The sequence below is a fragment of the Rickettsia sp. MAE-05 genome (assembly GCF_057319745.1).
Genome location: NZ_JBLTIO010000001.1, coordinates 130,180 through 154,582 on the forward strand (window position 1 = coordinate 130,180; position 24,403 = coordinate 154,582).

Sequence of the window (24,403 nt, forward strand, 5' to 3'; positions counted from 1 at the left end):
GAGTCAGGAGTTTGTTATTATTTCATGAGATTGCCACGCAGCTTATAGCTGCTCGCAATGACGTTTTTCTTAATTCCCTGTTTTATTATACGGATTATCATTTGCTACTTTAACATTAACCGTTTTTGTCGTGTTATCATCGAAGAAAAAGGTTATTTTAAACTCATCTCCTGCGTTTAAATCTACTTTCGGGTCATAAAGCATAACATGCATGCCACCGGGCTTAAAATCAACGTTAATATTACCGGCAATTGAAAATGGATAATCGACTTTTACCATTTTACTAACTCCTTGATCATTAATTGTTTGATGAATTTCTATTCCGCTTATCTTATCTGAAGATATATTCACTAAATTATAACTCTTACTTCTAGTATTTATTAATGTAAAATACATAGCAGAATTGCTAACTTTACCTTGCACATTTGTTGTAGGTCTTGCCCAAGGCTGGGCAAAGTTAACGGCTGCCTCTGCAGGTAATATATCATTGGGCTGATCAGAAGAAGAATTTGTAGAATTAGGATTTTGAGCTGTTTGGTCATCAGCATAGCTTACTGCACAAATTAAAGTTATAAAACCGACTAATAAAGTTTTTAACATAATAATACCTTTGCTAAATTAAAATTGAATATACATCTAATAAATGAAGAGTTGGTTAGACGAAGTTTAATTTGGAAAAGAGCAAGGCATCTTGAAGCTGATAAACGCAGCGTACATACTAGTATGTGAGGATTATCAGCAAAAGATAACGTAGCCAATTTTTCAAATTAAACGAGTATACTAGCATAAGTTATTTTTTTTGCAAAATATTCTTACGTACCTCTTCAGGAAATTTCTCTATTGCATAACGAACTGCGGTTCTTGGCATTTGTGATATATAACGATCCAAAAAATCTATTAACTGTTTTTCATCTTTTTTTCCTGCTTCACGTAGCATCCAACCTATTGCTTTATGCATTAAATCATGTTTATCGTTTAAGAGTAATTTTGCTATTTCAAAAGTTGTATCTAATTGATTATTTTTGATAAAATACCAAGTAGCAACCATAGCTGTTCGTCTCTCCCAAAGAATTTCCGATTTTGTTAATGTAAAAAGATAATCCTTTTCTTTATCCCATAAATAAGCTCCTACAACGTGATGAGCTGATGCGTCCACTAAATTCCAATTATTTACGTATTTTATATTGTTTAAATAAAAATTATAAAAAAACTCTTTATCTTGTGCTTTCTGATATTGCATAATCAAAATAGCTAACGCTAAAAATCTTTCTTCATTAAATTCTGAAGCAATAAGCTGACTTAAATCCTCTGCATCTAAATTATAATAACTTTTAGCAAGCTTATGCAGTATTGGAACTTTAACTCCAATAAACCTATCATGCTCTCCATACTCCCCTTCCTTAGTTTTAAAAAACAGCGTTCTACGTTCCACAGGAATAGTAGCATTCTCAAGTAAAATATTTCTAATTTGTTGTAAATTTTCTTTCATGTTCAATAAGCCATTTTTTACGATGTAATCCTCCGCCATATCCTCCAAGTTCGCCATTGCTATTAATAATACGATGGCAAGGAACAATTATTGCTAACTGATTCATGCCGTTAGCATTTGCAACAGCTCTATAAGAAGTAGGTTTGCCCAAAACTTTAGCCTGATTTAAATAACTTCGTGTTTTGCCGTAAGGTATATTAATTAATTCTTGCCAAACCATTTTTTGAAATGGGCTTCCTAAAAGATATATAGGTGTATTAAATTTTTGTAAAGTACCGTTAAAGTACAATTTAAGCTCCTCTTCAATCATTAAAATCGGTTTAGTACTTCCAGGAATAATAGCAGATTTCGTCTTAATTCTTAGCCTTTCAATTTCCAGCTCTAAACCTCTTCTATCAACAAACTCTAATAAGTAAAGTAGCTTTTCATCACTAATTGCAATCATAGCCGCAAGTGTAGTATCTAACCAAGCAGCTTTTAAAATATTTAAATGCTTATTAAGTTTTGTCGGCGGTCCGCCCATTATTTTAGAGAAAGCATCTCGAAAACCGCTACTTGACTCATAACCCATATCAATTTGTGTATTAATTACTGATTCACCCATGCGAATTTGCTTCATCGCAATACCCATACGCCTTGCTCTTGCATATTCTACAAACGTCATACCAAAACGTTTTTTAAATTGGCGACGTGCTGTAGAAGCATCTACTGATAGCTTATCAAAATCACTATCTTTCCACTTCTTAGCAGGCTCAAGCTCAACAGCGTCAACAAGAGTGCGAACTAAATCTGAAGCTTCGTAAGGATGAGAAAGAGGCTTACAACGCTGACAAGGTCTATATGAAGCATGCAAAGCTTCCTTAGCAGTTTTATAAAATTCACAATTTTCAAATTTAGGCTTTCGTGCAGGGCAAGTCGATCTACAAAATACTCCTGTGGTTTTAACCGCTACAAAAAAGATATTTTCATATCTGTCATCTTTATTAATTAATGCCTGATAATATTCTTGCCTTTGAATCTCATTAATTTGAAGCTCATTAAACATATTAATTTATCCTATAATATAAATTTATAATTATATTATACGAACTTCTTAAAACCACTATAACCGAAATTCAGGCATTGATTTTTTATTTAATAATTCTGTCTCTCATGTTCAATAAGCCATTTTGGTCATGCCTCCATATTGCAGTTACGCCTATTAAAAAGCTATACGTTCAATAAGAGTACCAATAACCTTATCATGAATATCCAATGACTTGGAAAAGCAGATTGTCTTACGTGCAAGCCTCTTGCATCTCGTTCTAAGGTTCAAGTTACTTCGTTCTATCCGTTGAGTGTATTTTTTACTGATAATATGCTTTTTAGGGTCTAATAACCTAGCATAACTCCCCCATCCATCTGTATAGTAAAAAGTCACCTTGAAATTCTCTAGTTTTTTCAGTAATGATTCTAATGTGCTATCACATCTTGTACCAAACGTATAAGCAACTACTTTTAACGAAATCTTATCCAAGGCATACCAAAGCCATCGTTGTCTGGATTTATTCTGTACATAAGACCATTGTTCATCTATCTCAGGAGCAATAATTACTTCTGTTGTACTGATAGAATGATTTATTGTTTTTAATACTAGATTTTTTTAAAACACGGATAACTGTATTGATACCCACTTTTAATACTCTTACTGTATCTCTAACTCCAGAGCCGTTGATTGACATTTCTACTATTTGCTCCTTAACTCCAGGCTTAGATGCATTATTAATATACTCCAATTGAAAATATCGATTACACCGCTTGCATTGATATCTCTGTTGTTTTGAAATTGAATATCCTGACTTTATTACTTCTTCTGTGTTGTTACAATATCTACACTTAACATCTATTTTTGCCATAACTCCTTAACTATAATTCTCTCTTATTACTGTTTGAGGATTATAGACTATTTACTCTAAACTGCAATACGGAGGCACGGCCCTTTTTCTATTATTGCTTCTATTAATTCTTTATACATAACTTATACCCTTGATTAACTTAAACTATGAATTAGTTCTTATTCATAACTCTATTTTACAATAATTATTTGTTAAACTAACAAAAAAATATGAATATATCATAATAAGGAGTTTTAAGAATGCAATAGAAATTTAACTAAAAGTATGAATAAATAAGCTGAGGTTGATTTAAGAAATATATAAAGTTAGTTTTTTTGATGATATTTAAAATTCGGAATTTAAAAGAGATTTAATACAAAAATTAGACATTTTGGAACATAAAAGGAACATTCAAAGTTTTTGCTAAATTTCAAAAAGCTCTGAAACCCTTGTAGGAACTGGTGGAGATGAAGGGAATCGAACCCTTGACCCTCTGCGTGCAAAGCAGATGCTCTACCCCTGAGCTACATCCCCTATTATTTATTGGTGAGGTCTTTGGAAGTAAAAATTATTAAGATAAGCTTTTAACTAATCCCCAAGGCAATGGCTGACCGTTACTTCCTACGACTAAATCCCCGGAAGATTCATATTCAGCAGCTAGAAAGGAATTTTGAGCAGCAATAAGCTTTACCGGTTTGATTTTCTGACCGTTATGAAAATATTCTTTAGCCTGTTCCCTAGAAGTCGGGTTATTTTTGGAAGCTGTTTTTGCTTTAGCTTTAGACATACACTATTAACTTTTTCTTAAACTTGTGAAGAATATAAAACTTTTTCCTAAACTTGTCAATAACTACCGTCTAGTAATATCTCAGAAAATGATTATTCTTCCGTTATTATTCACTTTCACCAACTAACTCTATTTTAAAATTTACTATTTCTGATACCGTTTTTCCATCATATATACTAAACCCTACTCCTCTAAATTCTACTTTTGCGTTGGTATCAGCACCATATGATACTAACAGTTTATATATTTCATCATCCTTAATATCTTTAGAAGTATATCGAACGTTTTTAGCAACCGCATGTAAAGGCGTTTCTCCGGATTTTCTTTGATCAACCGCAGCTCCTTTCTCAAGTAATAGTTTTGCTACATTAAAGTGCTTACCGTTTGCAGCTTCATATAAAGGTGACCCTAGCCAAGCTCTATCGTTACCATTTACTGCAGCTCCTTTTGCTATTAGATATTCTGCCACTTTATAACTTCCGTGACGTGCAGCTGAATTTAAAGGAGTATCCTTAAAAATCTCACTACACATATTAACATTTGCTTTTTTTGTTTCAACTAGCCACTCAGCAACTTTTAGTGCATTATTTGAAGATGCTGAAAATAATTCAGTAGTAGATACTGCACGTAATTTATTTAAACTCTTTACTACATCCACTTTATCAAAAGATATAGCTTCTTTTAAAATAGCTTCAAAACCAAATTGAACTACATAAGACTGTACATCTTGCACTATTATATTTGACTTTAGCAGCATAATTAAACTGCGATTTAATAGTTGTGTCATATTCTATTTATTTATAATTTTGTGGGTCGTGCCTCCGTATTGCAGTTTAGAGTAAATAGTCTATAATCCTCAAACAGTAATAAGAGAGAATTATAGATGTTAAGTGTAGATATTGTAACAACACAGAAGAAGTAATAAAGTCAGGATATTCAATTTCAAAACAACAGAGATATCAATGCAAGCGGTGTAATCGATATTTTCAATTGGAGTATATTAATAATGCATCTAAGCCTGGAGTTAAGGAGCAAATAGTAGAAATGTCAATCAACGGCTCTGGAGTTAGAGATACAGTAAGAGTATTAAAAGCGGGTATCAATACAGTTATCCGTGTTTTAAAAAATCTAGTATTAAAAACAATAAATCATTCTATCAGTACAACAAAAGTAATTATTGCTCCTGAGATAGATGAACAATGGTCTTATGTACAGAATAAATCCAGACAACGATGGCTTTGGTATGCCTTGGATAAGATTTCGTTAAAAGTAGTTGCTTATACGTTTGGTACAAGATGTGATAGCACATTAGAATCATTACTGAAAAAACTAGAGAATTTCAAGGTGACTTTTTACTATACAGATGGATGGGGGAGTTATGCTAGGTTATTAGGCATGACCTATATCCTTTATATTTACCTTTCTTCAGAATTATCAAAATATCGGTATCGCTATGGTAACCGTTAGGTAAATCACGCACCCAATCACCTCGAGCAAACGAACCGTACAAGATAATCATAGCGATTTTATCTTGGGCAATATCTAGAATTTGCTGCACTATAAAATTAAGCCTAGCTTGGATTTTTAGAGAACGTTCAGGTAAAGTGGTTTTCATCTACTCATTTGCACCATGACAATATTTATATTTCTTACCTGAACCGCACGGGCATAGCTCATTACGAGATACCCTCCCCCAGCTAGTAGGATCATCAGGGTTTCTATCTTTTGGGTCAATACGTGATACGACTGGTTTAAGGTCAGTCTCAAGGCTACTTCCTGCATTATATTTACTAAATGCCGGATCCTCCCGACTTTCTCGCATATTTTTCTGAAGTTTTTTATGCTCAAGCGAAACATCTTCTTTTTGAATATGTTTTAAGTCGATATGGAAGTGATATACTGTTTGAATAAATAATTCTTTTAAATTATTGAGCATCTGCTCGAATAAATTAAATGCTTCTCTTTTATACTCGCTAAGAGGGTCTTTTTGAGCATAAGCTCTAAGCGATATGCCTTGTCTTAAATGATCTAAGCTATATAAATGATCTTTCCAAACTTGATCGAGAGTAGTTAGTAAAATATACTTCACGGCATTATGCATTAACTCACTACTATAAGCTTCTTCTTTTGACTTGTATATATCATGAGCCATTTGTATAACGATTTTCGTGATTTCTTCTTCCGTTACGTCATTTTTACTGACTAAATTATGATCAAATTTCATAGAAAAGACACGATGTAATTCTACGCTTAAATTTTCTATATCCCAATCTTCTCTATAAGAGCCTACCGGCATAAAAGTTAATACTATCTTTTTAGCGAGTTCCTCAGTAGTACTATTTAAGAAACCGTGACTATCTTTAGATTTAATAATTTCAGTACGTTGCTCGTATATTATCTTACGTTGGTCATTCATTACATCATCAAAACGTAATAAATTTTTACGCATCTCGTAGTTATGGCCTTCAACTTTTTGCTGAGCTTTCTCAAGTGAACGACTAATCATCGGATGGTGGATAGCCTCTCCATCTTTCAATCCAAGTGTTCTAAGAACTCCTGATATACGATCTGATGCAAAAATACGCATCAAATCATCATCAAGAGATAGGAAAAACTTAGTCTTACCGGGATCACCTTGTCTACCCGATCTTCCTCTTAGCTGATTATCTATCCTACGGCTTTCATGCCTTTCCGTACCTATCACAAATAAACCGCCTGCATCAATAACTTGCTTCTTTTCTTCAGCAATTTGAGCTTTTATTTCAGCTGTTTTAGCTTCGTAATTATGATCATTATCCAGCTGCTCTATTAGCATTTCAGGGTTACCGCCAAGCATAATATCAGTACCTCGCCCTGCCATATTGGTTGCAATCGTTACTGCCTTAAACCTACCTGCTTGAGCAATAATAAAAGCTTCCTGCTCATGGAACTTAGCATTTAAAACTTTATGAGGGATTTTTTCTTTATTTAAAACGCTTGAAAGCTCTTCTGACTTTTCTATGCTTATCGTACCGACAAGTATAGGCTGACCACGATCGTAACAATCCTTAATTAGCTTTAAGATAGCATCATATTTTTCTTTTTTACTACCGTAAATTTCGTCATCAAGGTCAAGCCTTGTGACTTTATTATGGGTTGGAACTGCAACCACATCGAGATTATATATGTCTTTTAATTCAGGTACTTCGGTCATGGCCGTACCGGTCATACCCGATAATTTAGGATAATTACGGAAATAATTTTGGAAAGTAATAGATGCAAGAGTTTGGTTTTCATTTTGAATTTTCACATTTTCTTTTGCTTCTAATGCTTGATGTAACCCTTCCGAATATCTACGCCCCTCCATTACACGACCGGTAAATTCATCGATAATCATTACTTTACCTTCACGCACCAAATAATCTACATCAATAGTAAACATATTATGAGCTCTTAAGGCTTGATTAACATAATGTACTAAAGTTAGATTCTCAAAATCATATAAACCAGAATCAGGCTTTATAAGATGTTCTTTACTTAAAAGTGATTCTATATGTGTAATACCGGTTTCCGTTAAATTGATAGTTTTTAATTTTTCGTCTTTTTCAAAATCACTTGTATTAAGCAGGCGTACAATTTTATCAATTTTACCGTATAATTCCGAATTATCATTAACCGGACCTGAGATAACTAGCGGAGTTCTTGCTTCATCTATCAAAATCGAATCAACCTCATCGATAATAGCAAAATTAAAAGGACGAAGTACTCGCTCCTGCAAGCTATACTTCATATTATCCCTTAAATAGTCGAAACCGAGTTCATTATTTGTTGCATGAGTAATATCGGCATTATAGGCAGCTCGTTTTGCTTCATCAGGCATACCGGCAACAATACATCCAACCGATAAACCTAAAAAATTGTAAATTTTACCCATGGAAGCAGAATCACGGCTTGCCAAATAATCATTGACGGTTACAACATGTACACCTTTTCCGGTTAAAGCATTTAAATAAGCAGGAAGCGTTGCAACTAAGGTCTTACCCTCACCGGTACGCATTTCAGTAATCATGCCTCGGTGTAATATAAGACCGCCTATAAGCTGAACGTCAAAATGACGCATACCGCAAACTCTTCTAGCCGCTTCCCTAACTACCGCAAACGCCTCATATACTATATCGTCTAAAGTAGCTCCGTTTTTAAGCTTTTCTTTAAACTCTATAGTTTTATTCTTTAACTCCTCATCTGATAATTTTTGTATAGCAGGCTCAAGCGAGTTAATTTTTGTAATTTCAGAATATAGTTTTTTTACAGTACGATCATTTGCAGTACCGAAAAGTTTTTTTAAAATAGAAAGCATTAAAGTCCTTATGATATTTTTAGTATTTTAGTACTTAAATATAGGTATATTTTATAAAATTATCAAATGTTATAATTTTATTTAAATGAATAATTTTTTATTGAAAGGCATTTTTTTACTACAAATATTTGTAAATTATTATTAATAAATAAAATATTCTCAAATAGCTGTTGACGGTTATATATTATTTTTATAAAATTTAAGCTTATGTTTAACACAATTATGAGTCATAAATGAAAAAATTATCTGTTATATTTTTATCAGTTAGCATGCTTTCCGGTATTGCTTTTGCCGATAAAGACAAAGTAGTTGCTACCTATAAAGGCGGTGCAGTAAAAGAATCGCAAATTATGAAAGAATTTAAGCCTCAGCTTAATCTTCAATCAGGTGAAACAATCAAAAATTTTGATGATTTTCCACCGCAAGATCAGGAAAAATTAATAAAAATTTATGTTAATAATCTTTTGTTAAAAGAAGAAGTTGCTAAGTCAAATATTACTTCTTCTAAAGAATTCCAAGAAAAACTTGAAAATGCAAAAAATCAATTAGCTCAACAAGAATTATTGGCAAATTATATAAAATCTAATATTACAGATAAGATGTTTGATGACGAATATAATAAATATGTCGGTAATCTTAAAGGTAAAGAGCAAATAAAAGTTGCTCATATTTTAGTTAAATCCCAAAAAGAAGCTAACGATATAAAGACCAAATTAAGCAAAGGCGGAAATTTCACTAAGCTTGCAGAAGCATCATCTCTTGATAAAGCTTCAGCTTCAAACGGCGGAGTTATAGGTTACATTCTATTAAATCAACCTGGACAGTTAGTACCGGAATTTGAGAAGAAAGCTTTTGCTTTAAAAGTAAATGAAGTTTCAACTCCTGTAAAAACCGATTTCGGTTGGCATATTATCAAAGTGCTTGAGAAAAAACCTGTGCCTATTCCAACAAAAGAAGAAGCAAAAGTAACTATTGATAATATATTAGCTGCAGAAGTACTAAAGAAATATATTTCTGATTTAGAAGCTAAAGCCAATTTAAAAATTATGTTACCTAAAGCAGACAGCAAAGCCGGAGCGTAATTTATATTTCGCTAGAGCGGACATTCCCCGCATACCAAGTCGTCATTGCGAGGAAAAACTGTAAGTTTTGACGAAGCAATCTCAGGAGTTTGTGTTATTACTTCATGAGATTGCCACGTCGCTTCGCTCCTCGCAATGACGGTTTGGGTATCCACGCAACAATACCGCAGGAATGACACTATAACTTCCCCTCGACTACAGCAAACGCCACACATATAGGGTAATCATCAGAAAGAGAAAGGTGAATATTAAAAGGTGGGAGTTTTTTTGTATAGTTTGAACTAACTTCTACTATAGGCTTGCCCAAATTATCATTTAGTATAGTAATATCTTTTAAATTTATACCTTGACCTATACCGACTCCAAAGGCTTTACTCACAGCTTCTTTAGCAGCAAAACGCTTTGCTAAAAATACAGCATGACCTGTTTTGTCCAATAAACTAAACTGTGCTAACTCCTTTGAAGTTAGAATTTTTTTAGCAAAAAGTTCTGGATATAAATGTAATATTTTTTCGATTCTAGGAATTTGTACTATATCAGTACCGACACCGATAAACATTTACTTATCTTCAAAATCATCACCGGTCTCATCAATAAAAATTTGATCATCTAAATCAGAGTAATCTTCCGTTATACAAACCTCAGGTAAATACTCAAATTTTTCTTCTATATCTTCTGATTCATCCTGATTAACAATTGGCTCTATCATAGTTTTTGTACGCAGACTGTTTATTAGGTCTTGTTCTAACTGTTCTACCGATACTTTTCCGGCAGCAATTCTACGTAATGAGATAACAGGAGGTTTATCACGCTTTTCTTTTTTGATTTGATTAGTTTCTACTTTATAATTTAATAATTTAGCATATCTTGTTGCTAGTACAACAAGCCGAAACCTATCCGGTATAATTTTATTACAATCTTCTGCTGTAATTCTTGCCATAATTTTCTCCGTTAAAAATAGTATACTACAAATAAATAGGAACTGAGTATACGAAGATCAACTTCAAAAAGAGCAAGGAGTTCACAAGGCGAGGAACGGCAGCAGTTACTTAATACGTGAGTACCGAAGCTCTTGTAGAACGACGTAGCCAATTTTTGAAGTTCATCGAGTATATTATACTCTTTTTATATCCGCACCGCAATTACTTAATTTTTTTTCTAAATCTTGAAAGCCACGATCCAAGTGATATATTCGGTGTAATACGGTTTTGCTATTAGTACTGAGTCCTGCGAGTATTAGCGATACCGAAGCTCTAAGGTCGCTTGCCATAACTTCTGCTCCTTTTAACATTTCTACACCTCGAACGACCGCCTTATTACCTCGTACTACTATATCTGCTCCCATTCTACATAATTCAGGAACATGCATGAAGCGATTTTCAAAAATATTCTCGGTGATCATTGAAACACCGCTACTAAGCGTCATAAGGCTCATAAATTGTGCTTGTAAATCAGTAGCAAAACCAGGATAGGGATTAGTTTCTAAATCAACTGAATTTAACTTCCCTTCATAAGTTACTTGGACTCCGTTATTGATCGGCACAACTTTTATACCCGTTTCAATAAGTTTTAAAGCTATATTTTCTATAATATGGTAATCAATCCCACAAATTTTTATATCACCTTTAGTAATAGCTGCCGCAAACATATAAGTACCGGCTTCAATACGATCAGAAAGTACTTTATAGCTCGCTTTATTTAAAGAATCCTTACCTTTAATTGTTATTTCGCTAGTGCCAACACCTGCAATATCGGCTCCCATTTTGATAAGGCAATTACATAAATCAACTATCTCCGGTTCTCGACCACAATTAAAAAGTACAGTTTCCCCCTCTGCTAAAACAGCTGCAAGTATTGCATTAATTGTAGCACCTACAGAAACTTTATCAAAAGCAAAATGAGTACCTTTTAAACGTCCTTTACTTGAAGCGTTAATATAACCGTCTTCTATTTCAATCGTAGCTCCCATAGCTTTTAATACGGCAATATGCAAATCTACTTGCCTTGCTCCAATAGCACAACCACCCGGAAGCGATACTTTTGCTTTACCGTATTTGGTAAGCAAAGGACCAAGCACCCAAATCGATGCTCTCATTTTACGGACTATTTCATAATCTGCAGTAAAGTTATTTATATTTCCGGTATTAATTATAGGTTCAAATTCATCCGGGTGTTCTAATATTTCAATATCTGCCCCATGACTTCTTAGCAAATCTTTCATAGTACTAACATCCGTTAATTTGGGGACATTAGTAATATGCAGTTTATCGGTAAGAATAGACGCTGCCATAATAGGTAGCACGGCATTTTTAGCACCACTAATATTAATACTACCTTTAAGAGGTTTACCGCCGTGAATAATTAATTTTTGCATAAGTTATTTTGATAAAATTGCAACGTCATTGCGAGAAGAATTACAACGTAATTCGACGAAGCAATCTCAGGAGTATTATTTCATGAGATTGCCGCGTCGCTTCGCTCCTCGCAATGACGGTTCGGGCATATGGCTGCTCGCAATGACGAATAATGACACTGTACTACACATCCAAATTCACAACATTTAACGCATTAGCTTGGATAAATAATCTACGAGGTTCAACAACGTCACCCATTAAAGTAGAGAAAATGCCCTCCGCTTCATCGACTTCCGCAACTCTTACCTGAAGTAAAGTTCTTTTTGCAGGGTCAAGAGTAGTTTCCCATAATTGGTCGGAATTCATCTCACCAAGACCTTTAAAACGCTGAATACTTATACCTCTTTTTCCGCATTCTATAATAGCGTTTAGCAACTGACTCGGTGTTAAAATATTGAATTCCTGATTTTTTACTATAAGCTTTAATTGCTTACTAAATATATCAAAAATTGCTAAAGCAAGCTTTGATATTTGTATAAACTCAAATGATTCCAACTGCTCTTTCAACAATATTTTACTTTCTTTTAAGCCCCTACTAAAACGGAAAAATTCTATTTTATTTTCATGTTTTAAAACTTCCCAATTAGTTTTATCAGGCGACTCTTCTAAGCTATTTAAAACATCTAAAGCTTTTTGAAGCCTTGAATCACTCTCTAGCTCAAATATTTTGTTATTAAGTAAGTCATTAATCGCAAGAATTTCAGTAATTGAGCGATTAAATTTTTTGCTAGCATGATCAAGCAAGCCATTAAACTTAACTACTTTATTAATTAGCTCTTCTAAATCACCGCCTACTAACTGCTCTTTACCGTCTAGAGTTAGAGTTGCATCATTGATAGTTGATTTTATCAAATAATCTTGTAAAGCTTGCTCATTCTTTAAATAAAGCTCAGCTGCTCCTTTCTTTACCTTATAAAGTGGTGGCTGGGCTATATATAGATAACCTTTATTTATTAGCTCAGGCATATGACGATAGAAAAACGTGAGCAATAAAGTTCTAATATGCGAGCCGTCAACATCAGCATCAGTCATAATAATAACTTTATGGTATCTAAGCTTTTCTAAGGAAAATTCTCGTTCAACACTAATCCCAAGAGCTGTAATTAACGTACCGATTTGATCCGAACCGAGCATTTTGTCAAATCTTGCACGTTCAACGTTCAAAATTTTACCACGCAGAGGCAATATAGCCTGAATTTTACTATCCCTACCCTGCTTTGCAGTACCGCCCGCAGAGTCTCCCTCAACAATAAACAATTCTGAAATTGCCGGATCTTTTGCATGGCAATCAGCAAGCTTACCGGGTAAGTTCGAGACTTCTAAGGCTGATTTTCTTCGAGTTAGCTCCCTCGCTTTTCTAGCAGCTTCACGAGCATTAGCTGCTTCCATAATCTTAGCTATAATTGCCTTTGATTCCGCCGGATGCTCTTCAAACCACTCAAGAACCTTTGTATAAACGGCATTTTCAACAACCGGCCGTACTTCGGAGCTTACTAATTTATCTTTTGTTTGAGAGGAAAATTTAGGATCAGGAACTTTAACGGAAAGTACGCAACATAAGCCTTCTCTAGTATCCTCACCGCTAAAGTCATTTTTAGATTTTTTATTAAGACCCGTAGTATCAAGGTAAGAGGTAATAACACGTGTTATTGCCAACTTAAAAGCACTAAGGTGAGTTCCGCCGTCACGCTGCCTAATATTATTAGTAAAGCATAAAATATTTTCATGATAAGAATCGTTCCAGTGCATAGCAAGCTCAAGACTTATACCGGACTCAGCATTCTCCGTATTAACTACTATACATGGATGGATAGCATGCTTCGCTCTGTCTATATATTTTACATAAGCTTCTATACCGCCCGTATAATAAAACTCTACTTCTTTAACTTCTTCAAAGCGATTATCGACGAGTAAAATCTTTACACCTGAATTTAAAAAAGCAAGCTCACGAAGACGATGTTCTATAGTGCCGAAATCAAATTCTATATTAGTAAATGTTTCTACAGACGGAAAAAAAGTAACTTCCGTACCTTTTTTATCAATATTTTCTTTGACAACCGCAAGCGGAGCTTCTGTTATACCATTATTAAATCTAATCAAATATTCCTTATTATTACGCCAAATACGTAATTCAAGCCACTCTGAAAGAGCATTTACCACCGATACGCCTACACCGTGCAGACCGCCTGAAACCTTGTAAGAGTTCTGATCAAACTTACCGCCGGCGTGAAGTTGCGTCATAATAACTTCAGCTGCTGATATCCCTTCCTCTTCATGAATTTCGACAGGTATACCTCGCCCGTTATCGGACACGGTTACCGAACCGTTTTTATTTAACGTTACTCGGACTAAATCACAATAACCGGCGAGCGATTCATCGATAGCATTGTCGACTACCTCATAAATCATATGATGTAGACCCGATCCGTCTCCAACATCCCCGATATACATTCCTGGTCTTTTCCTTACGGCTTCAAGACCTTTTAAAACCTTTATAGAATCAGCACCATATGATGATTCATTAAATTTTTCTTCAATTTCCGACATAATCCGACACAATATTTATTTGTTGCTAGAAACAATAAAAATAACTATAACGTAACTTATTAGAATAGTAAAGTTTCTTGATTTAAAATTAGCGAGATAGCAAAATAACAGTTTGATATCGTCATTGCGAGGAAAAATTGAAAATTTTGACGAAGCAATCTCAGGATATTCGACGAGATTGCCGCGCTCCCTATGGTCGCTCGCAATGACGATATGACAATACCGAATTAATGAGATAACAAATGAATACATTAAAGTTAAAAAATATTTTCGACGTAATTGATGATTATGACGTGTTTTTATTTGATCTTTGGGGTGTAATAATCGAAGGAGGACATACTTATCCGGGCGTCGTAGAAAATATTAATAAAATTATTAAACGGAAAAAAGTATATTTTGTTACTAATGCTCCACGAAATATTTTTTCGCTGCATCAAACAATTAAATCTTGGGGAGTAAACGTGCTACCTGAAATGATTATTAGCTCAGGTGAAATAGCAGTGCAAATGATCCTAGAAAGCAAAGAACGATTCGGTATTGAAAAACCGGTAATATATCACCTAGGACATTTAGAAAATGATATAATAAACGGAATTCAATGTCCTATCACCGATGATATTAACAAAGCTAATATTTTCTTAATGACTATTTACAGAGACGAAAACGAAAATTTAGATTTAAACGAATTCGATGAGTTATTTAAAATTGTTGTACAACGTAAAATGGTCAATATTTGTGCTAATCCTGACCTTGGAATAAATCAACACGGTATTTATAGATATTGTAGCGGTTATTATGCCGAAAAAATAAAGCAGTTTGGCGGAAAAGTAATTTATAGCGGTAAGCCATATGAAGATATATATAGCAAGATTTTAAAAGAATGTCATAATACCCCTAAAGAACGTATGTTAATGATAGGCGATACTTTCTATACCGATATACTTGCAGCAAATCGCCTTGGTATAGATTCTGGTCTAGTGTTAACCGGAAATTCTAGAGAATATCATAGTAATTTTGATAGTAGTGATGAAAAACTGGATAATTTAACAAAAGCTGCTATTAAACAATCGATTATACCTAGTTTTGTAGTGAGTTTGTCTTAAATAGCTTTATCGTCATTGCGAGGAAAAACTGTAAGTTTTGTACGTACGCAATCTCGTGCTAAAGTCCTGAGATTGCCACGCTCCTTTTAGTCGCTCGCAATGACAGCTAAACAACAACTCTATTGATATTTTACTCATAATCTGCTATAGAGTAAAACTAAGAGGCTATCCGCAAATAAATTTTAACCGATAATTTAGTTCTTTTTTGCTGCAAATTATAAGATTTTTTTGAAATATGAATAATATTCCTGTAAAAATTTTATCAATTTTCGCTAAAAAAGCCCTTTAATTATTAATTAAAATTTATTTACAGATAGCCTCTAAAGCGGTCGTGGCGAAATTGGTAGACGCGCAGCATTGAGGGTGCTGTTCTGTAAAAAGATTGGAAGTTCAAGTCTTCTCGACCGCACCACTCGCCAGTTTTTCACAAAGTCAAATTTTTTCTATTTTAATACTTCAGATTTTATATTTACTCCTAAGTTCTTCTTGTTAGCAAATGTTTGTGCTAATTGCATACTCCTGATAAATGAAAAGGAGTTGAAATAAAAACTATTGCTTATTTGTACTCTGTGATTTATATTGATTAGCAAATTGTATACAATTCTGTGCCAAGCCTAGCTAACCAGCTTTAACTAATTATAATAAGTCTATAATAAACTATTAGGTAAATAGGTCATGCCTAATTTCAACATATTTAAAAGCATCTTACCGGATCATCATGATCAATTTGCCGAGATTTTTGATCAAATTAATGATCTGATTGAAGATCACAATTATGATGCTGCTGCAAGCAGGCTGGCCAAACTTCATTATGCCGATTTAGCTGATTTCTTAGATAATCTTAACAATAAAACATATAAAATAATTATTCCTTTATTACAGGATGAAATTAAGCCTGAAACGTTAGTATCGTTAAATGCTTATAGTAAGCCTTTAATAATAGAAACTTTAGGCATAAAAAAATCTGCAGAATTAATCAATAAGCTAGTTATAGAAGATGCTATTGAAGTAGTAATCGATCTAGACGATGATATAAAAGATCTTATTCTAAGTAATCTTACTAAAGAAAAAAAACACCAAATTACTGTAGGTTGTACATATCCCGAAAATACGGTAGGTAGAGTAATTGAGCGAGATTTTATTAATCTTCAAGAAGGATGGACGGTCGAGGAATCATTAAATTTTATCAAAAACGTAAAGAATGACTTTTATGCGGCAATCGTTACAGATAATAAATTACGCCCTATCGGTATTATTTCTCTTAGCACGCTAATTAAACATAAAAAAAATGAATTAATAAAAGATTTGATGAGCAAAGATTTTAAGCTCGCAGATGCTTTTACCGACTTAAATGAACTCAGCTTCATTTTTAGACAATACGCCTTAACTATCGTACCGGTAGTAAATAAAAGCGGTAAGTTAGTAGGTAGCGTATCAATCGATAATATAATTTATATTATCGAAGAACAAGCCGAAAAAGATATATTATCATTAAGCGGGGTACATACTCAAGATACTTTCTTCAATGTATTTTATACCGTTAAACATCGTTTTCCTTGGCTCTTTGTTAATCTAATCACTGCCTGCATGACCTCACTTATCATTAACCATTTTAACGACACTATTGCAAAACTTGTAACGCTTGCAGCCACTATGCCTATTGTAGCTTCAATGGGCGGAAATGCCGGAACACAAGCCATGACCGTTACGGTTAGAGCCCTTGCTAATAAAGATATTCATTATAATAATGTCAATAAAGTTATATTAAAAGAAATAGCCGTATCGGCTTTTAACGGTTTTGTACTTGCAATTATCGGAGCAGGACTTAGCTTTGTGATGTTGCTTGACTTAAATCTTAGCGTTATTTTTGCTATTGCAGTTATTTTAAATTTTTTAGTAGCCGGATTATTCGGCTCTGCTATTCCTATAATACTGCATTATTTTGATATAGACCCCGCTGCAGGCTCCGGCGTATTTCTAACAACCATAACCGATGCTCTAGGTTTCTTAACTTTCTTAAGCCTTGCTCATATTTTTTTAGTGTAATATCTATTCAAATAAAAATACATACACATTACAGCAAACAGTAGCTATAGCTCCAAGACATTTACATATACCGCAACTTGTATCCTGATTTTCAGACTCGGTAATATTATTAATATTATTCTCATAAGATATATTATTATCTCTTGGTATATTCTGATTATTATTATTTATATTCGAGTCTTTGAATAATAAATTTGCAACAGTTAGTATTAACTCACCCTGTAATGCAGTTAGATTAGTATTATTTAAGGAGCTAGATTGTGCATACTCTTGTACTTCTAAACTATTACGGTTTGACATAGTTACATTTTGACTTTAGGATTAATATTTAAAATTATATAACAATAATTTTTAATCTGCAGCTATTTATTATTAAAATTTTTTAATTAATAGCCCACAAATTATAATGAAATAAGAAATAACTTTTATGGAAGATATAAGCTCTTGGAAAGAAAAGTTTAAAATTTGTGTTTATAGTAAAAAACTACTTGATAAACTCGAATATTTAAATACTAAAGTAGAAAATCCTATAGATATCCTTGAAATCAAAAAAGGTATCTACTATACACGTAAATATCACGGTTCTCAAATGCGTCAATCAGACGATCCTTATTATTCGCACCCAATTGAGGTAGCAATTATGCTTGCTGAATTTGTAGCTGAAGAAACACCTAAGCTTTATAACGTTATTATGCTGCAAGCTGCTTTACTTCATGATACTATTGAAGACACCGAATTAACTGAAGAAGCAATTACCGAAATTTTTGGATCGGAAGTAGCAAAACACGTAGAAGGTCTAACTAGAATTAAATCTTACGGGAAGATAAGTAGCGGAGAAAGCCTAAACTTACTAATTAAAGAGAAAAGATACAATACGGCATTAATAAAATTATTTGATCGAATTCATAATGTGCAAACTTTGGGAGTTAAATCATCTGAGAAAGCTAGAAAAATTATTGAAGAGACTTTAATAAATTTTCTTTTGGTCGCTGCTAATATAAATTATAAACTAGAGCAAGAGTTTGCTGAGTTATGCCTAAAAGTTTTTAATATTGAGCTTGAAAGACAAAAAACTTTTTCTAATGATAACTTTCTGCTTCCTTCTCTAACTTTATAAAATGATTTACTCCAAATGTATAACCGATTAGAATTGGAATAATAAAGAATAACAATCCCCAGTGATTAAAATAATCTATCAAGTAAACTGTTCCAAAAGAAGAAACTGCAAACATTAAAGCTCTTGATAAAGCAAATATAAAACTACCACATGTAAAACGTTTTAATACCGGAAATCTTGCATAAAACACTGCCCCTGCCGGAAAAGTAGTAGGTGCAAATAATGCAATAAATAATTGGAATAAAAATAATTCAGTAGCAACTGAGATATTATTTAGTAAGATAGGAGACATAATAGCTACAATAGAAAATATTATTAATCTTACTTTAAGGATTTTTAGAGGATGTATTTTACAAACTAAATAAGTAAGAATTATTGTATTTATTAATTCTACAATGGAAACAATAAAATTTTGATGAATTACTTGAGCAGCACTGTAATTAAATGAGTTTTTTAGTATATTACCGCAATAAATATACAAAATATAAAACCATAATGGTGCTCCACAATGTATAAAAAAGAAAGCTATTGCTGTTGTTTTATTAATTTTTTCACTCCAAATAGGACTTGATTTTAGCCTATTACTATCTATCCCCGCTTGTGCTACAGTTTTCTTTATTCGTCTTTTTGCATCAATGAAATCCGGAGTTTCCCTAAGATTTGTCCTTGCAACAGCACCAACTATAGCAATAACTGCTCCAAACCAAAATGCCATACGCCAATCAGACCCAAAAGAAGTAACAAGCGTTCCTACTGCCAATGCCATGGTTATACCTAAATCTACAGAAATAACAAGCGAAGCCACCACCCAATAACGTTGAGGAATTTTGGTCATTTCGGTTAGATAAAGCTCAGCACCTACTACCTCCCCCATAGAAGACATCCCCTGAACAATCCGACACGCAGTTACTACAAAAGTTGCCGTAATACCAATTTCGGCATAAGTTTTTAAATTAGCCATTATAAGACAACAAAGCGACATTAAAAAAGTTGTAATAATAACAGTTGATTTACGACCTATAGTATCTCCTATCCAACCGAATATTAAAGCTCCGATAGGTCTAAACACATAAGTTGAACAAAATGCGATGGCAGAATATAGAGAAGCAGCTCGTGCATCAGCTTCAGGAAAAAATAGCTCGTTAAGTAGTACCGCCATGTGTACATAAAGCATGAGATCAAAATATTCAAGAAACGTACCTATCGATAATAGCCCTATTGCTTCTTTTTGATTACGGGCTAAACTCTTTTGCTCTTTTGGGTAACTTAACATGCTTTTTTACAGATTAGTTAAAATTAATAAAGAACTATCTTGTTTTATATAAAAATAAAAGTCAATTTAAAAAAATTAGATTTTATAGCATTACTAACTAAAGATAAATGTCGTAATGAGCTGAGCGACTGAAAGTAGCGTATCAATCTAAGAAAATAATAAAAAAATACTAGTTTACAGAGTTTTTAACTAGATTACTTAGTCAATTACTTTGTAATTTCCTTGCAATGGTATTGATTTATTAAATAATCTATCTTTATTTAGCAATGCCAATAAATTTCTAATTTAATACTTGCAATTTATCTTATAATTACTTATATTCAGATTCGCTTAGATTAAAAAGCACTAAGGCGTTTTATATGTAATTAATTTTGATCCCCTTAAACTTTTTACATTAAAACGCCGTTGTTAGAGGATATCGGTAAATAAATTTTAATTAGTAATTAAAGAGCTTTTTTAGCGAAAATTCATAAGATTTTTGAAGGAATATTATCAATATTTCAAAAAAATCTTATAATTTGCAGCAAAAAAGAATTAAATTATCGGTTAAAATTTATTTACTGATGCCCTCATATTTAAGCGGGTGTAGCTCAGGGGTAGAGCGCTACCTTGCCAAGGTCGAAGTCGAGGGTTCGAATCCCTTCACCCGCTCCAGTGATTTTTCAATATTATTCGTTTTTGTCATTGCGAGAAGACGTCATAGGCGTCGACGAAGCAATCTCAGGCAAAATTCCTGAGATTGCCATGCTCACTAACGTTCGCTCGCAATGACGGAAAATCAGTCCAGGAAACAACGCTCTTTCACACATGACATCAGTAAGTTGGTCATGCCTCCATATTGCAGTTACGCCTATTAAAAAGCTATACGTTCAATAAGAGTACCAATAACCTTATCATGAATATCCAATGACTTGGAAAAGCAGATTGTCTTACGTGCAAGCCTCTTGCATCTCGTTCTAAGGTTCAAGTTACTTCGTTCTATCCGTTGAGTGTATTTTTTACTGATAATATGCTTTTTAGGGTCTAATAACCTAGCATAACTCCCCCATCCATCTGTATAGTAAAAAGTCACCTTGAAATTCTCTAGTTTTTTCAGTAATGATTCTAATGTGCTATCACATCTTGTACCAAACGTATAAGCAACTACTTTTAACGAAATCTTATCCAAGGCATACCAAAGCCATCGTTGTCTGGATTTATTCTGTACATAAGACCATTGTTCATCTATCTCAGGAGCAATAATTACTTCTGTTGTACTGATAGAATGATTTATTGTTTTTAATACTAGATTTTTTTAAAACACGGATAACTGTATTGATACCCGCTTTTAATACTCTTACTGTATCTCTAACTCCAGAGCCGTTGATTGACATTTCTACTATTTGCTCCTTAACTCCAGGCTTAGATGCATTATTAATATACTCCAATTGAAAATATCGATTACACCGCTTGCATTGATATCTCTGTTGTTTTGAAATTGAATATCCTGACTTTATTACTTCTTCTGTGTTGTTACAATATCTACACTTAACATCTATTTTTGCCATAACTCCTTAACTATAATTCTCTCTTATTACTGTTTGAGGATTATAGACTATTTACTCTAAACTGCAATACGGAGGCACGACCAGTAAGTTTATCATAAATTCAATCTTCCAAACCATATTTTTTCTTAATATCTTCTAACGAAATTACTTCTTCCCCTTTTTCTATACGAGACAAAGCAATTAACAAATCTGCTTTTTCTTCTATATAACTTTCTATTGCTTTACGTATAATATATCCTTTTGGTCTATCGATTTCCTTAGCAACATTAGAAAGTATAATATCTAGTTCATTAGAAATTCTAGTAGTTATAACTGTCATAAAAATAGCCATTTATCGGTTTTGTGATAACTTATAATAATATAAAATACATTTAAATATAATGCATTACCTTTGATTAACTTTATATTTTTATTTTACCCTTGCATAAAAGCGTTTAGCTAGCTATTTTTATTTTATTAGACTTCTTGCATAATGTAGCTAATAAGGATAAATTTGTAGGAAACACGGCACGCAGCACCACAACGTACAAAAAAGTACGTGAGGACACGAGTACCGGATTGACTTATACCTTTAGAAAGAGGTTATACAGGAAGACTATTGCAACAATTAGGAAATTACATATGTCAGCAAATACGCAAGATAATCAGGCAAATAATAACGACACTATAGAGATACAGGAAACTGAGGTAGTGCCTGTAGAAACAAATTCTTTACAATCGGGGTTAACAAGCTTAATACCGATGGTTTTAATTTTTGCCGTATTTTACTTCTTATTATTACGTCCGCAAGAAAAACGACGCAAAGAAAGAGAGAAATTAGTAAGTGAAGTTAAAAAAGGTGAAGAAGTTCTAACAAATAGCGGCATTTACGGTATTGTGACTAAAGTAAGTGAAAATGACAATAATATTGAAATCGAAATAGCTAAAGACGTACGTATTAAAGCTTTAAAAAGTGCTATTGTTGATATAACAAGTCGTACAAAAGAAGTAGCAGTAAAAAAAGAAAATAACAAAAAAGATAAGAAGGTAAGCGGTGCAAAATCTTCCTAAATGGAAAATTTTTCTTTCAATTATATGTACGGTTTTTGCGGTTATTTGTGCCTTACCTAATTTCATGCAGGTAAATTCTAAGTTTCTGCCTCATGATTCAGTAAATCTAGGGCTTGACCTTAGAGGAGGAGCCCATTTATTACTCGATGTTGATTTTGACACCTACTTAAATGATTCAATGGAAAATCTTGCTGACACTTTACGCAAAAATTTTCGTGAGGATAAAATCGGCTATAAAAATCTGTTAGTTAGACAAAATAGCATTCAATTAGAAATAAGATCGCCTGAGGAATTAAAGCCGTTAAAGAAAATAATTAATAAAATCGATCCGGAAATTATCGCTGAAGTAAATGAAAATAAAATAAAGCTTAGCTACAGCGAATCTAGATTAAATGACTTACTTAATAAGGTAGTAGACCAATCTATTGAGATCGTTCGCATGAGAGTTGATAGTACCGGCACTAAAGAGCCAACACTACAGAAGCAAGGCGATAAGCATATATTACTGCAAGTTCCAGGCGAAGAAAATCCCTCTTACCTGAAGAATATATTAGGGAAAACTGCAAAGCTAACTTTTCATTTAGTTGATGAAAATGCCAATATCGAAGAAGCGGTAAAAGGACATGTTCCGGTAGGTTCAATGCTTGTTAAAGGTGATAACGAAAATCACGGTGAGTATTATGTAGTTATAAAGAAAAAAGTCGTTTTAGGTGGAGATCAGCTTACAACCGCTTCAGCTTCTTTTGATCAAAATTCGCAGGCGGTAGTTGCTTTTTCTTTCAATAATTTAGGTAGTAAAATATTCGGTGAAATAACCAAAAATAATACTGGTAAACGCCTTGCTATAGTTTTAGATAATAAATTACTAAGTGCTCCAACGATAAATGGAGCAATTATGGGCGGAAGCGGTATAATAACAGGAAATTTTACCGTTGAGTCGGCAAATGAGCTTGCACTATTATTGCGAGCCGGTTCGCTCCCTGCCCCACTTAAAATTATTGAAGAGAGAAGTATAGGTCCAAATTTAGGTGCTGATTCTATAGAGTCGGGCAAAAAAGCAGGACTTATAGGGTTTATAGCAGTTTGTATATTTATGGTTTGGTCTTACGATGTACTTGGTTTATTTGCCAATATAGCTCTAAGCCTTGCATTGTTATATATTCTAGCTTTACTTTCACTTTTCCAAGCTACTTTAACTCTCCCGGGAATTGCAGGAATAATACTAACTATGGGTATGGCTGTTGATGCTAATGTATTGATTTACGAAAGAATTAAAGAGGAGCTGCATAAAGGAGTTTCTAATCTTTATGCTATTAGAACCGGTTTTGAATCTGCGTTTGCTACTATCCTTGATTCTAACCTAACTACTTTAATCGTTGCTTTTTTACTTTATATATTCGGAGTCGGGGCAATAAAAGGTTTTGCCGTTGCATTAACAATCGGGATTATATCTTCAATGTTTTCGGCGATTATCATTACTAAATTGTTAATAGATATTTGGGTGAAATATTTTAAACCTAAAAAATTAGGGCTTGTGTAAAAACAACCAAAATGTCGTAATTTTAAACTTCTTGAAAGAAAAGAATTATACTCCTGCGAAATAAAGAGTTGATATACGAAGTTCAACTTGGAAAAGAGCAAGGAGTCTGTAAGCCGAGGAGCGGAGCGTATATTTAATACGTGAGCATCCGAGGACTTACAAAGACGACGTAGCCAATTTTTCAAGTTCAACGAGTAT

Annotated in this window: 20 protein-coding genes, 3 tRNA genes and 5 pseudogenes; 10 read left to right on the forward strand and 18 right to left on the reverse strand. The window is 33.4% G+C overall.

Going from position 1 to position 24,403, the window contains the following annotated elements:
- Positions 1 to 69: 69 nt before the first annotated feature.
- The 8 genes and pseudogenes from ACNFN7_RS00775 to ACNFN7_RS00810 form a co-directional block, all read right to left on the reverse strand.
- Positions 70 to 600, reverse strand: a complete 531-nt coding sequence (locus tag ACNFN7_RS00775; RefSeq protein ID WP_485440473.1) for a copper chaperone PCu(A)C — start codon at positions 598 to 600, stop codon at positions 70 to 72.
- Between the two features lie 190 nt (positions 601 to 790).
- Positions 791 to 1,489 (reverse strand): DNA alkylation repair protein, encoded by a 699-nt coding sequence (locus ACNFN7_RS00780; protein ID WP_485440474.1) that lies wholly within the window; start codon positions 1,487 to 1,489, stop codon positions 791 to 793.
- Entirely contained in the window at positions 1,464 to 2,012 is a 549-nt protein-coding gene (locus tag ACNFN7_RS00785; RefSeq protein ID WP_485440855.1) for a methylated-DNA--[protein]-cysteine S-methyltransferase, read from the reverse strand. Before ACNFN7_RS00785 ends, ACNFN7_RS00780 begins: the two co-directional genes overlap by 26 nt.
- A gap of 30 nt (positions 2,013 to 2,042) precedes the next feature.
- Positions 2,043 to 2,534: pseudogene (locus ACNFN7_RS00790) on the reverse strand (bifunctional transcriptional activator/DNA repair enzyme AdaA); the annotation flags it as partial.
- 156 nt (positions 2,535 to 2,690) lie between these two features.
- A pseudogene (locus tag ACNFN7_RS00795) lies at positions 2,691 to 3,384 on the reverse strand (IS1 family transposase).
- Between the two features lie 438 nt (positions 3,385 to 3,822).
- Positions 3,823 to 3,897, reverse strand: a tRNA-Ala gene (locus ACNFN7_RS00800).
- A 37-nt stretch (positions 3,898 to 3,934) separates the two neighbouring features.
- A complete protein-coding gene (locus ACNFN7_RS00805; protein ID WP_014412567.1) occupies positions 3,935 to 4,150 on the reverse strand; it encodes a hypothetical protein in 216 nt (71 codons plus the stop codon).
- 106 nt (positions 4,151 to 4,256) lie between these two features.
- On the reverse strand, positions 4,257 to 4,937 hold the full coding sequence (locus tag ACNFN7_RS00810; RefSeq protein WP_485440475.1) for an ankyrin repeat domain-containing protein: 681 nt from the start codon (positions 4,935 to 4,937) through the stop codon (positions 4,257 to 4,259).
- A 92-nt stretch (positions 4,938 to 5,029) separates the two neighbouring features.
- On the opposite strand from ACNFN7_RS00810, the gene ACNFN7_RS00815 reads away from it, so the two are divergent.
- Positions 5,030 to 5,617 (forward strand): IS1 family transposase, encoded by a 588-nt coding sequence (locus ACNFN7_RS00815; protein WP_485440856.1) that lies wholly within the window; start codon positions 5,030 to 5,032, stop codon positions 5,615 to 5,617.
- Here the strand turns inward: ACNFN7_RS00815 and ACNFN7_RS00820 are convergent.
- Both ACNFN7_RS00820 and secA read right to left on the reverse strand, forming a co-directional pair.
- A pseudogene (locus ACNFN7_RS00820) lies at positions 5,553 to 5,765 on the reverse strand (nucleotidyltransferase domain-containing protein); the annotation flags it as partial. The gene ACNFN7_RS00815 and the pseudogene ACNFN7_RS00820 sit on opposite strands and share 65 nt — an antisense overlap.
- A complete protein-coding gene (gene secA, locus ACNFN7_RS00825) occupies positions 5,766 to 8,486 on the reverse strand; it encodes a preprotein translocase subunit SecA (RefSeq protein ID WP_485440476.1) in 2,721 nt (906 codons plus the stop codon).
- A gap of 233 nt (positions 8,487 to 8,719) precedes the next feature.
- On the opposite strand from secA, the gene ACNFN7_RS00830 reads away from it, so the two are divergent.
- A complete protein-coding gene (locus ACNFN7_RS00830) occupies positions 8,720 to 9,568 on the forward strand; it encodes a foldase protein PrsA (protein ID WP_485440477.1) in 849 nt (282 codons plus the stop codon).
- A 178-nt stretch (positions 9,569 to 9,746) separates the two neighbouring features.
- Here ACNFN7_RS00830 and acpS read toward each other — a convergent pair whose 3' ends face one another.
- From acpS to gyrB, 4 genes are all read right to left on the reverse strand, one after another.
- Complete coding sequence (gene acpS / locus ACNFN7_RS00835) at positions 9,747 to 10,127, reverse strand: holo-ACP synthase (protein ID WP_485440478.1); 381 nt, start codon at positions 10,125 to 10,127, stop codon at positions 9,747 to 9,749.
- Complete coding sequence (rpoZ, locus tag ACNFN7_RS00840; protein WP_011271267.1) at positions 10,128 to 10,508, reverse strand: DNA-directed RNA polymerase subunit omega; 381 nt, start codon at positions 10,506 to 10,508, stop codon at positions 10,128 to 10,130.
- A gap of 174 nt (positions 10,509 to 10,682) precedes the next feature.
- Positions 10,683 to 11,942 (reverse strand): UDP-N-acetylglucosamine 1-carboxyvinyltransferase, encoded by a 1,260-nt coding sequence (murA, locus tag ACNFN7_RS00845; RefSeq protein WP_485440479.1) that lies wholly within the window; start codon positions 11,940 to 11,942, stop codon positions 10,683 to 10,685.
- A gap of 163 nt (positions 11,943 to 12,105) precedes the next feature.
- Complete coding sequence (gene gyrB, locus ACNFN7_RS00850; protein WP_485440480.1) at positions 12,106 to 14,529, reverse strand: DNA topoisomerase (ATP-hydrolyzing) subunit B; 2,424 nt, start codon at positions 14,527 to 14,529, stop codon at positions 12,106 to 12,108.
- Positions 14,530 to 14,771: 242 nt separating this feature from the next.
- On the opposite strand from gyrB, the gene ACNFN7_RS00855 reads away from it, so the two are divergent.
- The 3 genes from ACNFN7_RS00855 to mgtE all read left to right on the forward strand — a co-directional run bounded on the left by ACNFN7_RS00855 (position 14,772) and on the right by mgtE (position 17,678).
- Complete coding sequence (locus tag ACNFN7_RS00855) at positions 14,772 to 15,632, forward strand: TIGR01459 family HAD-type hydrolase (protein ID WP_485440481.1); 861 nt, start codon at positions 14,772 to 14,774, stop codon at positions 15,630 to 15,632.
- A 325-nt stretch (positions 15,633 to 15,957) separates the two neighbouring features.
- A tRNA-Leu gene (locus ACNFN7_RS00860) sits at positions 15,958 to 16,044 on the forward strand.
- A gap of 263 nt (positions 16,045 to 16,307) precedes the next feature.
- Positions 16,308 to 17,678: a magnesium transporter gene (gene mgtE / locus ACNFN7_RS00865; protein ID WP_485440482.1), complete on the forward strand. Its 1,371-nt coding sequence runs from the start codon at positions 16,308 to 16,310 to the stop codon at positions 17,676 to 17,678.
- Between the two features lie 3 nt (positions 17,679 to 17,681).
- On the opposite strand, the gene ACNFN7_RS00870 is transcribed toward mgtE, so the two are convergent.
- The gene (locus ACNFN7_RS00870; protein ID WP_485440483.1) at positions 17,682 to 17,978 is read right to left on the reverse strand and encodes a hypothetical protein; all 297 of its coding nucleotides are present in this window, start codon (positions 17,976 to 17,978) and stop codon (positions 17,682 to 17,684) included.
- A gap of 127 nt (positions 17,979 to 18,105) precedes the next feature.
- Between ACNFN7_RS00870 and ACNFN7_RS00875 the strand changes: the two genes are divergently transcribed.
- Positions 18,106 to 18,795 (forward strand): HD domain-containing protein, encoded by a 690-nt coding sequence (locus ACNFN7_RS00875; RefSeq protein ID WP_485440484.1) that lies wholly within the window; start codon positions 18,106 to 18,108, stop codon positions 18,793 to 18,795.
- On the opposite strand, the gene ACNFN7_RS00880 is transcribed toward ACNFN7_RS00875, so the two are convergent.
- Positions 18,758 to 20,068, reverse strand: a complete 1,311-nt coding sequence (locus ACNFN7_RS00880; RefSeq protein ID WP_485440485.1) for an MFS transporter — start codon at positions 20,066 to 20,068, stop codon at positions 18,758 to 18,760. The genes ACNFN7_RS00875 and ACNFN7_RS00880 overlap by 38 nt on opposite strands.
- Before the next feature lie 579 nt (positions 20,069 to 20,647).
- Here ACNFN7_RS00880 and ACNFN7_RS00885 point away from each other — a divergent pair.
- Positions 20,648 to 20,722: transfer RNA gene (locus tag ACNFN7_RS00885), tRNA-Gly, on the forward strand.
- A 199-nt stretch (positions 20,723 to 20,921) separates the two neighbouring features.
- Here the strand turns inward: ACNFN7_RS00885 and ACNFN7_RS00890 are convergent.
- Positions 20,922 to 21,615 (reverse strand): annotated as a pseudogene (locus tag ACNFN7_RS00890) (IS1 family transposase).
- Positions 21,616 to 21,715: 100 nt separating this feature from the next.
- Positions 21,716 to 21,946: a DUF6290 family protein gene (locus ACNFN7_RS00895; RefSeq protein WP_011271280.1), complete on the reverse strand. Its 231-nt coding sequence runs from the start codon at positions 21,944 to 21,946 to the stop codon at positions 21,716 to 21,718.
- A gap of 341 nt (positions 21,947 to 22,287) precedes the next feature.
- Here ACNFN7_RS00895 and yajC point away from each other — a divergent pair, with 341 nt between their 5' ends.
- From yajC to ACNFN7_RS00910, 3 genes and pseudogenes are all read left to right on the forward strand, one after another.
- Positions 22,288 to 22,665 (forward strand): preprotein translocase subunit YajC, encoded by a 378-nt coding sequence (gene yajC, locus ACNFN7_RS00900; RefSeq protein WP_485440857.1) that lies wholly within the window; start codon positions 22,288 to 22,290, stop codon positions 22,663 to 22,665.
- The gene (secD, locus tag ACNFN7_RS00905) at positions 22,649 to 24,205 is read left to right on the forward strand and encodes a protein translocase subunit SecD (RefSeq protein ID WP_485440486.1); all 1,557 of its coding nucleotides are present in this window, start codon (positions 22,649 to 22,651) and stop codon (positions 24,203 to 24,205) included. The genes yajC and secD overlap by 17 nt, the downstream gene beginning before the upstream one ends.
- Positions 24,206 to 24,292: 87 nt before the next feature.
- Positions 24,293 to 24,392: pseudogene (locus ACNFN7_RS00910) on the forward strand (palindromic element RPE5 domain-containing protein); the annotation flags it as partial.
- Positions 24,393 to 24,403 lie beyond the last annotated feature (11 nt).